12 protein-coding genes are annotated in these 14,065 nt (G+C 71.0%); 11 read left to right on the forward strand and 1 reads right to left on the reverse strand.

Features of this window, described 5'->3' with window-relative positions; all coding sequences use genetic code 11:
* Positions 1-30: 30 nt before the first annotated feature.
* Positions 31-810, reverse strand: a complete 780-nt coding sequence (locus tag PV396_RS14440) for an MBL fold metallo-hydrolase (RefSeq protein WP_319204498.1) — start codon at positions 808-810, stop codon at positions 31-33.
* A gap of 200 nt (positions 811-1,010) precedes the next feature.
* On the opposite strand from PV396_RS14440, the gene hrcA reads away from it, so the two are divergent.
* The 11 genes from hrcA (at position 1,011) to PV396_RS14495 (ending at position 14,058) form a co-directional block, all read left to right on the forward strand.
* Positions 1,011-2,027: a heat-inducible transcriptional repressor HrcA gene (hrcA, locus tag PV396_RS14445; RefSeq protein ID WP_319204500.1), complete on the forward strand. Its 1,017-nt coding sequence runs from the start codon at positions 1,011-1,013 to the stop codon at positions 2,025-2,027.
* The gene (dnaJ, locus tag PV396_RS14450) at positions 2,028-3,164 is read left to right on the forward strand and encodes a molecular chaperone DnaJ (protein WP_319204502.1); all 1,137 of its coding nucleotides are present in this window, start codon (positions 2,028-2,030) and stop codon (positions 3,162-3,164) included.
* Between the two features lie 78 nt (positions 3,165-3,242).
* A complete protein-coding gene (locus PV396_RS14455; RefSeq protein ID WP_319204504.1) occupies positions 3,243-4,364 on the forward strand; it encodes a nitronate monooxygenase in 1,122 nt (373 codons plus the stop codon).
* The gene (locus PV396_RS14460; protein WP_319204506.1) at positions 4,361-5,104 is read left to right on the forward strand and encodes a 16S rRNA (uracil(1498)-N(3))-methyltransferase; all 744 of its coding nucleotides are present in this window, start codon (positions 4,361-4,363) and stop codon (positions 5,102-5,104) included. Before PV396_RS14455 ends, PV396_RS14460 begins: the two co-directional genes overlap by 4 nt.
* A 56-nt stretch (positions 5,105-5,160) precedes the next feature.
* On the forward strand, positions 5,161-5,727 hold the full coding sequence (locus PV396_RS14465; RefSeq protein WP_319204508.1) for a hypothetical protein: 567 nt from the start codon (positions 5,161-5,163) through the stop codon (positions 5,725-5,727).
* A gap of 60 nt (positions 5,728-5,787) precedes the next feature.
* Complete coding sequence (locus PV396_RS14470) at positions 5,788-9,009, forward strand: S41 family peptidase (RefSeq protein ID WP_319204510.1); 3,222 nt, start codon at positions 5,788-5,790, stop codon at positions 9,007-9,009.
* A 278-nt stretch (positions 9,010-9,287) separates the two neighbouring features.
* A complete protein-coding gene (locus tag PV396_RS14475; protein ID WP_319204512.1) occupies positions 9,288-9,641 on the forward strand; it encodes a histidine triad nucleotide-binding protein in 354 nt (117 codons plus the stop codon).
* Positions 9,642-9,647: 6 nt separating this feature from the next.
* Positions 9,648-10,556 carry a ribonuclease Z gene (locus PV396_RS14480; RefSeq protein ID WP_319204514.1) on the forward strand — a complete coding sequence of 303 codons (909 nt, stop codon included), beginning with the start codon at positions 9,648-9,650 and terminating at the stop codon, positions 10,554-10,556.
* A 20-nt stretch (positions 10,557-10,576) separates the two neighbouring features.
* Complete coding sequence (locus tag PV396_RS14485; RefSeq protein ID WP_319204516.1) at positions 10,577-11,572, forward strand: adenosine deaminase; 996 nt, start codon at positions 10,577-10,579, stop codon at positions 11,570-11,572.
* A gap of 136 nt (positions 11,573-11,708) precedes the next feature.
* A complete protein-coding gene (locus PV396_RS14490; RefSeq protein ID WP_319204518.1) occupies positions 11,709-12,836 on the forward strand; it encodes a carbohydrate kinase family protein in 1,128 nt (375 codons plus the stop codon).
* Positions 12,837-12,990: 154 nt separating this feature from the next.
* The gene (locus tag PV396_RS14495; protein ID WP_319204520.1) at positions 12,991-14,058 is read left to right on the forward strand and encodes a PhoH family protein; all 1,068 of its coding nucleotides are present in this window, start codon (positions 12,991-12,993) and stop codon (positions 14,056-14,058) included.
* Positions 14,059-14,065: the final 7 nt, after the last annotated feature.

Genomic DNA, 14,065 nt, shown 5'->3' on the forward strand with positions numbered 1-14,065 from the left:
CGGATGACGATAGGAGAAGCGGCCGGGTTGTCAGTCCGTCGGCTCCCGCGACACGCCGAAACGCGTTGCCAGGGCGTCCCGTTGGGCCCGTACGAACGCGGCGTCCACCACCGCGCCGTGGCCGGGGACGTACAGCGCGTCCTCGCCGCCCAGGGCGAGCAGGCGGTCGAGGGCCGTCGGCCAGTGGGACGGCACGGCGTCGGGGCCCGCCTGGGGGTCGCCCGACTCCTCGACCAGGTCGCCGCAGAAGATGACCGGCGGGGCGTTGCGGGGGCGTACGACCGCTACCAGGTCGTTGCGGGTGTGGGCGGGGCCGGGGGTGGTTGTCAGGAGGACTTCCGGGGCGCCGGGGGGCGTGATCGTGAGGTTTCCGCGTACGTACTGGTGCGGGGTCACGAGGGTGTCCGCCGCCTCCTCCGCCGAGCGGGCGTCCAGGCCGTTGCGAACCGCGTCCGCGCGCGATGCCTCGCGCCCCGCTTTTCCGTAGACGTCGGGAGTGGGGGCGGCGGCTTCTGCCGCTGCCGCGAAGATGTGCGCGCCCGCGAACGCCGCCGCTCCGAAAATGTGATCGAAATGGGGGTGGGTGAGTGCGAGAAAGTCCACACGGCGCCCGGCGAGCGTCTGCGCCTCCAGACGCACCTTCGCTCCCTCCGCGAGGCTCGATCCCGCGTCGATCAGGAGCGCGCCGCCCTGCCAGGTCACCAGCCCCACCGTGCAGTCCCAGACCGGCAGCCGGCACCGTCCGACCCCGGCCGCCAGGCGTTCCCAGCCCAGGTCTTCCCACCGCGGCTCTTCCCAAGTCGCTTTCATGCGGCGACGCTAGCCGGACGCGACATCGCCGGACAGGTCGGTACACGTCGGCAGGTCGGCGCAGGCCGCCCTTGCCGGGGGCGTACCCGACAGCCGTACACTGGGCCGGGGAACTCTGGCACTCGCACGCGAAGAGTGCCAGGGCTGGTCAGTGAAGAGCAGCGCTCAGGGACGACGACAGCAGCTGGAGGTGCGCGCGGATGCTCAGTGAACGCAGGCTCGAAGTGCTGCGCGCCATCGTCCAGGACTATGTCGGCACCGAGGAGCCGGTCGGGTCCAAGGCGCTCACCGAGCGGCACAACCTCGGGGTCTCCCCGGCGACGGTCCGCAACGACATGGCGGCGCTGGAGGACGAGGGGTTCATCGCCCAGCCGCACACCAGTGCCGGGCGCATCCCGACCGACAAGGGCTACCGGCTCTTCGTCGACAAGCTCGCCGGTGTCAAGCCGATGACCGCGCCCGAGCGGCGTGCCATCCAGAACTTCCTGGACGGTGCCGTCGATCTCGACGACGTCGTGGGGCGGACGGTGCGGCTGCTCGCGCAGCTGACGCGGCAGGTCGCCGTCGTGCAATATCCGTCGCTCACCCGTTCGACGGTGCGGCATGTGGAACTGCTCTCGCTCGCTCCCGCGCGCGTGATGCTCGTGCTGATCACGGACACGGGCCGCGTGGAGCAGCGGATGATCGACTGCCCGGCGCCCTTCGGGGAGACGTCGCTGGCGGATCTCCGCGCGCGGCTCAACAGCCGGGTCGCGGGCCGCCGGTTCGCGGACGTGCCGCAGCTGGTGCAGGATCTCCCGGACGCCTTCGAGGCGGAGGACCGGGGGACGGTCGCGACGGTGCTCTCCACCCTTCTGGAGACGCTCGTCGAGGAGACCGAGGAGCGGCTGATGATCGGCGGAACGGCCAATCTGACCCGCTTCGGCCATGACTTTCCCCTCACTATCCGACCCGTTCTGGAAGCCCTGGAGGAACAGGTCGTACTTCTCAAACTCCTTGGTGAGGCCGGGGATTCGAGCATGACCGTGCGAATCGGTCACGAGAACAAATACGAGGGACTCAACTCCACGTCCGTCGTGTCGGTCGGCTACGGTTCGGGCGGCGAGGCAGTGGCCAAGCTCGGCGTGGTCGGACCGACCCGCATGGACTACCCGGGAACGATGGGAGCGGTACGCGCAGTGGCACGGTACGTCGGACAGATCCTGGCGGAGTCGTAAGTGGCCACGGACTACTACGCCGTACTCGGCGTGCGCCGCGACGCGTCCCAGGACGAGATCAAGAAGGCGTTCAGGAGGCTCGCCCGCGAGCTGCACCCGGACGTCAACCCCGATCCGAAGACGCAGGAGCGGTTCAAGGAGATCAACGCCGCGTACGAGGTGTTGTCGGACCCGCAGAAGAAGCAGGTCTACGACCTCGGCGGCGACCCCCTCTCGCAGGCGGGCGGCGGAGGCGCGGGCGGCTTCGGCGCCGGTGGCTTCGGGAACTTCTCGGACATCATGGACGCGTTCTTCGGAACGGCGTCCCAGCGCGGGCCGAGGTCGCGTACGCGGCGCGGCCAGGACGCGATGATCAGGCTCGACATCGAGCTCGACGAGGCCGCCTTCGGGACCACCAAGGACATCCAGGTCGACACGGCCATCGTGTGCGGCACCTGTAGCGGTGAGGGTGCCGCGCCGGGGACCTCCGCCCAGACCTGCGACATGTGTCGCGGCCGGGGTGAGGTGTCCCAGGTGACGCGGTCCTTCCTGGGCCAGGTCATGACGTCCCGGCCCTGCCCGCAGTGCCAGGGGTTCGGGACGGTCGTTCCGACGCCGTGCCCCGAGTGCGCGGGCGACGGGCGGGTGCGGTCGCGGCGGACGCTGACCGTGAAGATCCCCGCGGGTGTCGACAACGGTACGAGGATCCAGCTCGCCGGTGAGGGCGAGGTGGGCCCCGGCGGCGGTCCCGCCGGTGACCTGTACGTCGAGATCCACGAGCTGCCGCACTCGCAGTTCCAGCGGCGCGGAGACGATCTGCACTGCACGGTGACCCTTCCGATGACGGCGGCGTCCCTGGGCACGAAGGTGCCGCTGGAGACGCTCGACGGGCTCGAGGAGGTCGACATCCGTCCCGGCACCCAGTCCGGGCAGTCGATCCCGCTGCACGGGCGCGGGGTCACGCACCTTCGCGGCGGCGGGCGCGGTGACCTCATCGTCCATGTCGAGGTCATGACGCCCACGAAGCTCGACCCCGAGCAGGAGCGGTTGCTGCGGGAACTGGCGAAGCTGCGGGGTGAGGAGCGGCCCACCGGGCAGTTCCAGCCTGGGCAGCAGGGGCTGTTCTCGCGGCTGAAGGACGCCTTCAACGGGCGCTGAGGACTGGGCCGCGCCCCTGCAGGAGCTGGGGGTAAGGCCTGATTCGGACTTGTGCGGGGGACGTGACAACATGCCGTCATGTCCTCCGCACTGACCGATCTCTTTCCTCACCCGATCGTGCAGGCCCCCATGGCGGGCGGCGTCTCCGTCCCGCAGCTGGCCGGGGCCGTCGCCGATGCGGGCGGGCTCGGGTTCCTCGCCGGCGGGTACAAGACCGCCGACGGGATGTACCAGGAGATCAAGACCCTGCGCGGGCTCACCGGCCGTCCCTTCGGCGTGAACCTCTTCATGCCGCAGCCCGAGTATCCCGGTGCAAGCACCGGCTCCACCGGAGCGGCTGACGCCGCGCCCCCTTATCGCGCCGCGGTCGAGGTGTACGCCCACCAGCTCGCGGGCGAGTCCACCTGGTACGACACCGAGCTGGGCGACCCGGACAGCGGACGCGACGACGGATACGACGCGAAGCTCGCCGTACTCCTCGACAACCCGGTGGCGGTCGTCTCCTTCCACTTCGGGGTGCCGAGCCCCGACGTACTGGACTCCCTCCGCCGCGCCGGGACCTTCACCCTGGTCACCGCGACCACCGCCGAGGAGGCCCTCGCCGTGGAGCGGGCCGGGGCCGACGCGGTGATCGTGCAGGGCGCCGAGGCCGGTGGCCATCAGGGCACCCATCGTGACAACCCCGAGGCCGACTGTGCCGCGATCGGGCTGCTCTCCCTTCTCGCGCAGGTCCGCGAGACCGTGAACCTGCCCCTCGTCGCCGCCGGCGGGCTCATGCGCGGCAGCCAGATCGCCGCCGTCCTCGCCGCGGGCGCGAGCGCCGCCCAGCTCGGCACCGCGTTCCTCGCCACCCCCGAATCCGGCGCCCACGCCCTGCACAAGCAGGCGCTGACGAACCCCCTCTTCGTCCGTACGGAGCTGACGCGCGCGTTCTCCGGCCGGCCGGCCCGGGGGCTGGTGAACCGTTTCGTGCGTGAGCACGGCCCGTACGCGCCCGCCGCCTACCCCGAGGTCCACCACCTCACCTCGCCCCTGCGCAAGAAGGCCGCCGCGTCCGGCGACGCGCAGGGGATGGCGCTGTGGGCGGGACAGGGGCACCGGATGGCCCGGGACCTTCCGGCGGGCGAGCTGGTGAGGGTGCTGGCCGACGAGATCGAGGTCGCGCGGGACGCGCTGCTGGGCGGGGGTGCGAGCTCATGACCGCGTCCGTGTTCGTCGTCGAGGACCTCCCCGACGTCCGGCAGTACGTCCTCGACGGGCCCGAAGGCCGTCACGCCGTCTCCGTGAAGCGGCTGCGGGTCGGTGAGGCCGTCGTCCTCACCGACGGCGCCGGACATTGGGCGGACGGCGAGGTCGTCGGTGTCGAGGGCAAGGACCAGCTGGTTCTGCGGCTCGGCGCGGTCGTCGAGGAGGCGGTGGAGTCTCCTCGTATCACCGTCGTCCAGGCTCTTCCCAAGGGCGATCGGGGCGAGTTGGCCGTCGAGACGATGACCGAGACCGGTGTCGACGCCATCGTTCCCTGGGCCGCCTCCCGGTGCATCACCCAGTGGCGGGGCGACCGTGGACTGAAGGCGCTCGCCAAGTGGCGGGCCACCGCCCGGGAGGCCGGCAAGCAGTCCCGCCGGGTGCGCTTCCCGGAGGTCGCGGACGCCGCGTCGAGCAAGCAGGTTGCCGCACTTCTCGCCAACGCCGACTTCGCCGCCGTACTGCACGAGGACCGCGAGTACCCCAGCGCCGCGCTCGCGACCGCCGAACTCCCCTCCGCCGGTGAGATCGTGCTGGTCGTCGGGCCCGAAGGCGGTGTCTCCCCCGAGGAGTTGGCCCTCTTCGAGGAGGCGGGGGCGAAGGCGTACCGGCTCGGGGCCAGTGTGCTGCGTACCTCAACCGCCGGTACCGCCGCTACGGCACTGCTGCTCGGCCGCACCGGGCGCTGGTCCTAGACCCTGTCCGGTACACGCCTTTCCGGGTCGGGCCCGGCGGTGGCAGGCTGCCCTTCATGGGGGCTATGAGACGGATTTGGCACCGGCCGCGCAGGGGCCGCCGGGTGGTCGCGGCGGCCGGACTCGTGGCGGCCGGCGTGAGTGGGATCGTCGCCTGCGATCCCGGGGGACTCAGTTCGGCCACCGTGGCGTTCACCACCGACCAGACCGCGACGAAGGAACTCGAGCGGCGGGACGTGGACGTCCAGTGGCTCACCTGCACGGCCTCGGTCGACGGCGGCAACAAGGCGTCCGGGTCCGGGAGTTCGCCCTCGCCGAGCGCGAGCACCGTCGCGAGCGTCGAGTGCCGGGGCGAGACGAAGAGCGGCAAGGACATCACCGTCGACGGCAAGGTGACACGGGCGGTCGACGGCAGATGCGTACGCGGGGACCTCACCGCCAAGGTCGCCGGCAAGCAGTGGTTCCGCGTCACCGGACTCGGCAACTGCGACGCGCCGGCAACCCCGCGCGCCACCTGGCGTCCGCCGGACAACGGGCGGCCCGAACCGACCGTGACCGTCACCGCGACGAAGACCATCTACTGTCAGAAGAACCCGAACTGCTGGCCCGTCGAGGGTAAATGAGCGGGCATGAAGTGATCCAAACCTCTGTCCGGGGACGTGCTCGCTGCTTAGGGTGATCGGGTGACTCAGCCCTCTTCGCCTGCGTATCTCCGGTTTCCGCATCTGCACGGCGACTCGGTCGCCTTCACCGCCGAGGACGACGTCTGGGTCGCCCCGCTCGACGGCGGCCGGGCCTGGCGCGTCAGCGCCGACAACGTACCGGTGAACCATCCCCGTTTCTCCCCGGACGGCACCCGCCTCGCCTGGACGTCCACGCGCGACGGCGCCCCCGAGGTCCATGTCGCCCCGATCGACGGCGGACCCGCCAAGCGGCTCACCCACTGGGGCAGTTGGAAGACCCAGGTGCGCGGCTGGACCCCCGACGGGCGGGTCCTCGCCATCAGCACGCAGGGCCAGGCCAGTCTGCGCCGCTCCTGGGCCCGCGCCGTCCCGCTCGACGGCGGCCCGGGGACCGTCCTGCCGTACGGGCCCGTCGGCGATGTCGTCCAGGGCGGCCCGGCGACCGTTCTCCTCTCCGCTCCCATGGGTCGTGAGGCCGCCTGGTGGAAGCGCTACCGGGGCGGTACGGCGGGCAAGTTGTGGATCGACCGGGAGGGCGCCGGCGAGTTCGTACGGCTGCACGCCGAGCTGGACGGGAACCTCGAGTACCCGGTGTGGGTGGGGGAGCGCATCGCCTTCCTCTCCGACCACGAAGGTGTCGGGGCGCTGTACTCCTCCCTCGCCGATGGCTCCGACCTGCGACGGCACACCCCGCTCGACGGTTTCTACGCCCGGCATGCCGCGAGCGACGGCAGCCGTGTCGTGTACTCCTCCGCCGGCCGGCTGTGGCTCCTCGACGACCTGGACGGGGCCGAGCCGCGACTCCTCGACATCCGGCTCGGCGGCCAGCGCGTCGACCTCCAGCCCCATCCCGTGAGCGCCTCCCGGTGGTTCAGCTCCGGAGCGCCCGACCACACCGGACGCGGCAGCGCCATCGGGGTGCGCGGCTCGGTGCACTGGGTCACCCACCGCTCCGGCCCCGCCCGCGTCCTCGCCTCCGGGCACGGCGTACGGGCCCGGCTGCCCCGCGCCTTCCGCGCGGACGGCGAGGAGTGGGCCGTGTGGGTGACGGACGCGGAGGGCGACGACGCACTGGAGTTCGCCCCCGCGACCGGCACCGCACCGGGGGCCCCGCCGCGCCGGCTCGCCGCCGGACAGCTCGGCCGTGTCCTCGGCCTCGCCGTGGCGCCCGACGGCAGCCGGGTCGCCGTCGCCTCCCACGACGGGCGTGTGCTGCTCGTCGAGCGGGAGTCGGGCGAGGTGCGCGAGGTCGACCGCAGTGGCGACGGCAATGTGTCCGGGCTCGTCTTCTCACCCGACTCCGCGTGGCTCGCCTGGTCCCACCCGGGTCCTGACCCGCTGCGTCAGCTCAAGCTCGCCAACACCACCGACCTGTCGGTGACCGAGGCGACCCCGCTCCGCTTCCGGGACTACTCGCCCGCCTTCACCGTCGACGGCAAGCATCTCGTCTTCCTGTCGGCACGGTCCTTCGACCCCGTCTACGACGAGCACGTGTTCGATCTCGCGTTCGTCGGCGGCTCCCGTCCGCACCTCATCCCTCTCGCCGCGACCACGCCCTCGCCCTTCGGGCCGCAGCGGCACGGGCGGCCCTTCGAGGCGCCGGACAAGGACGAGACCCCGGACAGCGAGGGCGCCCCCACCACCCGTATCGACCTCGACGGGCTCGCCGACCGCATCGTGCCGTTCCCCGTCGAGGCCGCCCGCTACTCCAACCTGCGCGCCGCCAAGGACGGCCTGCTGTGGCTGCGCCACCCCGTACGCGGAGTCCTCGGCTCCTCCCGGGCCACCCCCGACGACCCCGACCCCAAGACCGAGCTGGAGCGGTACGACCTAGCCCAGAAGCGCATCGAACACCTCGCCGGGGACGCCGACCACTTCGCCGTCAGCGGCGACGGCAAACGTGTCCTGCTGTGGACCGACGGCAAGCTGAAGGTCGTACCCAGCGACCGGCGTGCCTCGAACGACGACGAGAGCGACTCGAACATCACCGTCGACCTCTCCCGCGTCCGGCAGAGCGTCGACCCGGCCGCCGAATGGCGGCAGATGTACGACGAGAACGGTCGCATCATGCGCGACAACTTCTGGCGCGCGGACATGGGCGGCACCGACTGGGACGGCGTCCTGGACCGCTACCGGCCCCTCCTCGACCGCGTCGCCACCCATGACGACCTCGTCGACCTTCTCTGGGAGGTCCATGGCGAGCTGGGCACCTCGCACGCGTACGTCACCCCGCGCGGCGGATACGGCGGCGGCGAGCGGCAGGGCCTGCTCGGCGCCGACATCTCCCGACACGAGGACGGCCCCCAGGACACCCCGCTCTGGCGCATCGACCGCATCCTGCCCGCCGAGACCTCCGACCCCGACGGTGTCTCCCCGCTCGCCGCACCCGGCGTCGCGGTGCGCCCCGGGGACGCGATCGTCGCCGTCGCCGGCCGGCCCGTCGACCCGGTGACCGGGCCCGGGCCGCTGCTCGTCGGTACGGCGGGCAAGCCCATCGAGCTGACCATCTCGCCGTCCGGCGGCGGCGACCCGCGCCACGTGGTCGTCGTACCCCTCGCGGACGAGGAACCGCTGCGCTACCACGCATGGGTCAACGACCGGCGCGCGTACGTCACCGAGAAGTCCGGCGGCCGGCTCGGCTATCTCCATGTGCCCGACATGCAGGCGCCCGGCTGGGCCCAGATCCACCGCGATCTGCGGGTCGAGGTCGCGAAGGAGGGGCTCGTCGTCGACGTCCGCGAGAACCGGGGCGGGCACACGTCGCAGCTGATCGTCGAGAAGCTGGCGCGGCGGATCGTCGGCTGGAACCTGCCGCGCGGGCTGCGCCCGTACAGCTACCCGGAGGACGCGCCGCGCGGGCCCGTCGTCGCCGTCGCCAACGAGTTCTCGGGGTCGGACGGGGACATCGTGAACGCGGCGATCAAGGCGCTGGGGATCGGGCCGGTGGTCGGTACGCGGACGTGGGGCGGGGTCATCGGCATTGACAACCGCTACGGGCTGGTCGACGGGACGCGGGTCACTCAGCCCAAGTACGCGTTCTGGCTGGAGGGTTACGGGTGGGGCGTCGAGAACCACGGGGTCGATCCGGATGTGGAGGTCGTACAGACTCCGCAGGACTATGCGGCGGGGCGTGACGTCCAGCTGGACGAGGCGATCCGGTTGGCGCTGGCGTCGCTGGAGGAGCGGCCGGCGAGGACGGCGCCCGAGCTGCCGGAGGTGTAGTTTCCTCGCCCCCGCCGCCCCTACCCGTCCCATCCTTCTCGGGGGCGCTGCCCCCGAACCCCCACTCCTCAAACGCCGGAGGGGCTGAATGATGACGGCCGGGGCTTGATCTTTCAGCCCGTCCGGCGTTTGAGGACGAGCGCGTTCAGCGCGAAAGCGGGGGTCTGGGGGCGGCAGCCCCCAGGGATGGGAATGGGTAGGGGCGGCGGGGGCGAAAACAGCTCGATACGATGCCCACGTACGCGATCAACCGTCGGTCATCGGTGAGGAGACACCACATGGCAGGGGCACCGCAGGACGACTGTCTGTTCTGCAAGATCGTCGGGAAGCACATTCCGGCGACCATCGTCCGGGAGACCGACACCACCCTCGCCTTCCGGGACATCAACCCCCAGGCACCGACGCACATCCTCGTCATCCCCAAGGTCCACCACCCCGACGCCGCCTCCCTCGCCGCCGCCGAACCCGGTGTCACCGCCGATGTGCTGCGCGACGCCGGTGAGATCGCCGCCGAGGAGAAGCTGGACAGCTACCGCATCGTCTTCAACACGGGCAGCGGCGCCGGCCAGACCGTCTTCCACGCCCACGCGCACCTCCTCGGCGGGCGCGGACTGCACTGGCCGCCCGGATAACACGCCATGTCCGCACGTGAACTGGTGGTCCTCGGCACCGCCAGCCAGGTACCCACCCGGCACCGCAACCACAACGGCTACCTGCTCCGCTGGGACGGCGAGGGCATCCTCTTCGATCCCGGCGAGGGCACACAGCGCCAGATGCTGCGCGCCGGGGTCGCCGCACATGACCTCAACCGGCTCTGCGTCACACACTTCCACGGTGACCACTCGCTCGGGCTCGCCGGAGTCATCCAGCGCATCAATCTCGACCGGGTCCCGCACGAGATCACCGCGCACTACCCGCGCTCCGGGCAGAAGTTCTTCGACCGGCTGCGGTACGCCACCGCCTATCGCGAGACCGTCCAGATCAGTCAAGTGCCGGTGGCGGGGGAGGGCGGGGTGCTGGCCGACGCCGGCGGTTATCGGCTCGAAGCCCGCAGGCTCTCCCACCCCGTCGAGTCGTACGGCTATCTCCTCGTCGAGCCCGACGGGCGCCGTATGCTGCCCGAGCTGCTCGCCGAGCACGGGATCAAGGGGCCCGACGTGGGGCGCCTTCAGCGGGAGGGTTCCCTCGGGTCCGTCACCCTCGACGACGTCAGTGAGTTGCGGCGCGGACAGCGGTTCGCGTTCGTCATGGACACCCGGTTGTGCGACGGGGTGTACGAGTTGGCCGAGGGTGTGGACATGCTCGTCATCGAGTCGACCTTCCTCGATGAGGATCAGGAACTCGCCGCCGATCACGGGCACCTGACCGCCGGTCAGGCGGGCGCAGTCGCCCGGGACGCCGGTGTTCGGCATCTCGTCCTCACCCACTTCAGCCAGCGCTACTCCGACCCCGACGAGTTCGAGCGGCAGGCGCGGGCCGCCGGGTACGAGGGTGAGCTGACCGTCGCCTATGACCTGCTGCGGGTTCCGGTTCCGAAACGGCGGTAAACCGGTCGTACGATTCTTTGATGTCCCTCCCCACAGCTGAACTGCACCTCCACATCGAAGGCACCCTCGAACCCGAGCTGGCCTTCGCACTCGCCGCGCGCAACGGCGTCGTGCTGCCCTACGGCGACAGCGAAGAACTGCGCAAGGCGTACGACTTCGACGACCTCCAGTCCTTTCTGAACCTGTACTACGAGCTCATGGCCGTTCTGCGTACCGAGCAGGACTTCGAGGATCTCGCCAACGCCTATCTCGCGCGGGCCGCCGCGCAGGGGGTGCGGCACGCGGAGATCTTCTTCGATCCGCAGGCGCACATCGCGCGCGGTGTGGAGATGGGGACGGTCGTCGAGGGGCTGTGGCGGGCGCTGGGGGAGAGTGAGGCGGCCCATGGCATCTCCACTCGGCTGATCATGTGCTTCCTGCGTGACCAGTCCGCCGCGTCCGCGATGGAGACGCTGGAGGCTGCCAAGCCCTATCTGCATCGGATCATCGGCATCGGGCTCGACTCCGCCGAGGTCGGGCATCCGCCGGTGAAGTTCCGCGAGGTCTACGAGGCCGCCGCCGCGCTGGGGCTGCGCCGGGTGGCGCACGCGGGGGAGGAGGGGCCGCCCGAGTACATCTCCGAGGCCCTCGACGTGCTTGGTGTCGAGCGGATCGACCACGGGCTGCGTTGCATGGAGGACCCGGAGCTGGTGTCGCGGCTTGTGCGGGAGCGGGTGCCGTTGACGCTGTGTCCGCTGTCCAATGTGCGGCTGCGGGCCGTTGATGTCCTGGCCGAGCATCCGCTGCCCGCGATGCTCGACGCCGGTCTCCTCTGCACCGTCAACTCCGACGACCCCGCCTACTTCGGCGGATACGTCGGTGACAACTTCGGGGCCGTGCGGGAGGCCCTGGGGCTCGGTGAGGAGCGGTTGCGGGAGCTTGCGCGGAACTCGTTCCTGGCGTCGTTCCTGGAGGATGACGAGGAACGGCGGGCGCGGTATCTCGCCGAGGTGGAGGCGTACGAGTTCGGGGGCTGACCGGCCTCGCCGGGCGCCACGTGCGGCTCCCGGGGCCGTAGGGGCGGGCCGGTGTCAGTGGCGTGGTGCAGACTGGCCTGATCCGCACTGTCCGTCATCAGGGTCCGTCATCGGGTCCGTCGTCAGGGAGCGCACCGTGATCGCGTCCACCGCGTCCACCGGAGAGGGATCGTCCTACCGTCAGGCCCAGGTCGATCCCCTGGCCGCGCTGCGCACGCCCGGCGAACCCCCGTGGGACGTCTATCTGACGGGGACCGTCTTCCTCGACATCATCTTCACCGGGCTCGACTCCGCCCCCGTGCGCGGCACCGAGTCCTGGGCGCGCGGGATGGGGTCCAGCCCCGGTGGGGTCGCCAACATGGCCACCGCCCTCGCCCGGCTCGGCCTCAGGACCTCCCTCGCCGCCGCCTTCGGCGACGACCACTACGGGGAGTACTGCTGGGACGCCCTCGAGCAGGGCGAGCACATCGACCTGTCCACGTCACGCACGGTCCCCGGCTGGCACTCCCCGGTCACCGTCTCCATGGCGTACGAGGGCGAGCGCACGATGGTTTCGCACGGTCACGAGCCGCCCCCCGAGGAGCCCGCCCCGGAGTGCCCGCCGCACGCCCGGGCCGCCGTCGCCTCCCTCACCCCGGGGGTCCGCGCCCCCTGGATCGCCCAGGCCGCCCGCAAGGGCACCAGGATCTTCGGCGACGTCGGCTGGGACGACACCGGGCGCTGGGATCTCGCGGGCCTCGCCGACCTGGAGCACTGCGAGGCCTTCCTGCCCAACGCGGAGGAGGCCATGCGCTACACCCGCACCGACTGCCCCCGCAAGGCCGCCCGCGCCCTCACCGAGCACGTTCCGCTCGCCGTCGTCACCCTCGGTGCCGAGGGCGCTTACGCGGTGGACGGGCGGACCGGGGAGACGGCCGAGGTGCCCGCCATCGCCGTCGAGGCCCTCGACCCGACGGGCGCCGGCGATGTCTTCGTCGCGGGCTTCGTCACCGGCACCCTCGCCGACTGGCCGCTCGCCGACCGCCTCGCCTTCGCCGGGCTCACCGCCGCGCTCTCCGTGCAGGACTTCGGCGGTTCCCTCTCCGCCCCCGGCTGGTCCGAGGTCGGCGCCTGGTGGCGCGAGATCCAGTCGTACGAGCGGCAGGACCCGGCGGCCCTGCGGCGGTACGCGTTCCTCACCGACCTGGTGCCCCAGAGCGCCCGACCGCGCCCCTGGCCGCTGCGACGGGCCGTCCCGACGATCGGTTTCGGCAGATCGGCCTGAGCGCGGACACGCGGGCAACGGCCTACGTACACCGGACCGTGAGCGAAAAGCCCTACGGCGTTGTCAGTGCACCGACGTACTCTGGGAGCGGAAGGCTACCCACGTGGTAAGCGAGCCTCATCGAGGAGGTCGTGCAGGCCTACAGAGCCGGCCCATGACTCAGACACCCACAGCTCAGACCCCCGCGCGGGGGCAGGCGCGAGCGCAGTTCACCGTCCCGGCCGCCCACCCCATGGTGACCCTGCTGGGTTCGGGAGACGCCCTCCTGCGCGTGATCGAAAGGGCCTTCCCGGCGGTCGACATCCATGTCCGGGGCAATGAAGTCAACGCCGTTGGCGAAGCGGGCGACGTCGCCCTCGTCCAGCGGCTGTTCGACGAGATGATGCTGGTGCTCCGCACCGGACAGCCGATGACGGAGGACGCAGTGGAACGCTCGATCGCCATGCTCAGAGCGAGCGGGAACGGGGAGGGTGACGGCCTGGAGACCCCGGCCGAGGTCCTCACCCAGAACATCCTGTCCTCGCGGGGCCGCACGATCCGTCCCAAGACCCTCAACCAGAAGCGCTACGTCGACGCCATCGACAAGCACACCATCGTCTTCGGCATCGGCCCGGCGGGCACGGGCAAGACGTACCTCGCCATGGCGAAGGCCGTGCAGGCGCTGCAGTCCAAGCAGGTCAACCGGATCATCCTGACCCGCCCCGCGGTGGAGGCGGGAGAGCGGCTGGGCTTCCTGCCCGGCACGCTCTACGAGAAGATCGACCCGTATCTGCGCCCGCTGTACGACGCGCTGCACGACATGCTGGACCCGGACTCGATCCCGAAGCTCATGGCTTCCGGGACGATCGAGGTCGCGCCGCTGGCGTACATGAGGGGCCGGACTCTCAACGACGCCTTCATCATTCTCGACGAGGCACAGAACACCTCGCCCGAGCAGATGAAGATGTTCCTCACCCGGCTCGGCTTCGACTCGAAGATCGTGATCACGGGTGACGTGACGCAGGTCGACCTCCCGTCCGGGACCAAGTCGGGCCTGCGGCAGGTGCAGGACATCCTCGAGGGCCTCGACGACGTCCACTTCTCGCGGCTCACGTCCCAGGATGTCGTCCGGCACAAGCTGGTCGGCCGTATCGTCGACGCGTACGAGAAGTACGACAGCGAGAACGGTACGGAGAACGGCACCCACAAGGGCGTCCGGGACAGCCGCAACAAACGGAAGTAGACAGACC

The organism is Streptomyces sp. ME02-8801-2C, from assembly GCF_033793965.1.
In the GTDB taxonomy this organism is placed as follows: Bacteria; Actinomycetota; Actinomycetes; order Streptomycetales; family Streptomycetaceae; genus Streptomyces.

What these genes read in the sequence shown, in the direction of transcription:
- PV396_RS14440 (WP_319204498.1), bottom strand. Translation starts at nt 810, where the DNA reads ATGAAAGCGACTTGGGAAGAGCCGCGGTGGGAAGACCTGGGCTGGGAA.
- hrcA (WP_319204500.1), top strand. Translation starts at nt 1,011, where the DNA reads ATGCTCAGTGAACGCAGGCTCGAAGTGCTGCGCGCCATCGTCCAGGAC.
- PV396_RS14455 (WP_319204504.1), top strand. Translation starts at nt 3,243, where the DNA reads ATGTCCTCCGCACTGACCGATCTCTTTCCTCACCCGATCGTGCAGGCC.
- PV396_RS14460 (WP_319204506.1), top strand. Translation starts at nt 4,361, where the DNA reads ATGACCGCGTCCGTGTTCGTCGTCGAGGACCTCCCCGACGTCCGGCAG.
- PV396_RS14465 (WP_319204508.1), top strand. Translation starts at nt 5,161, where the DNA reads ATGGGGGCTATGAGACGGATTTGGCACCGGCCGCGCAGGGGCCGCCGG.
- PV396_RS14475 (WP_319204512.1), top strand. Translation starts at nt 9,288, where the DNA reads ATGGCAGGGGCACCGCAGGACGACTGTCTGTTCTGCAAGATCGTCGGG.
- PV396_RS14480 (WP_319204514.1), top strand. Translation starts at nt 9,648, where the DNA reads ATGTCCGCACGTGAACTGGTGGTCCTCGGCACCGCCAGCCAGGTACCC.
- PV396_RS14485 (WP_319204516.1), top strand. Translation starts at nt 10,577, where the DNA reads ATGTCCCTCCCCACAGCTGAACTGCACCTCCACATCGAAGGCACCCTC.
- PV396_RS14495 (WP_319204520.1), top strand. Translation starts at nt 12,991, where the DNA reads ATGACTCAGACACCCACAGCTCAGACCCCCGCGCGGGGGCAGGCGCGA.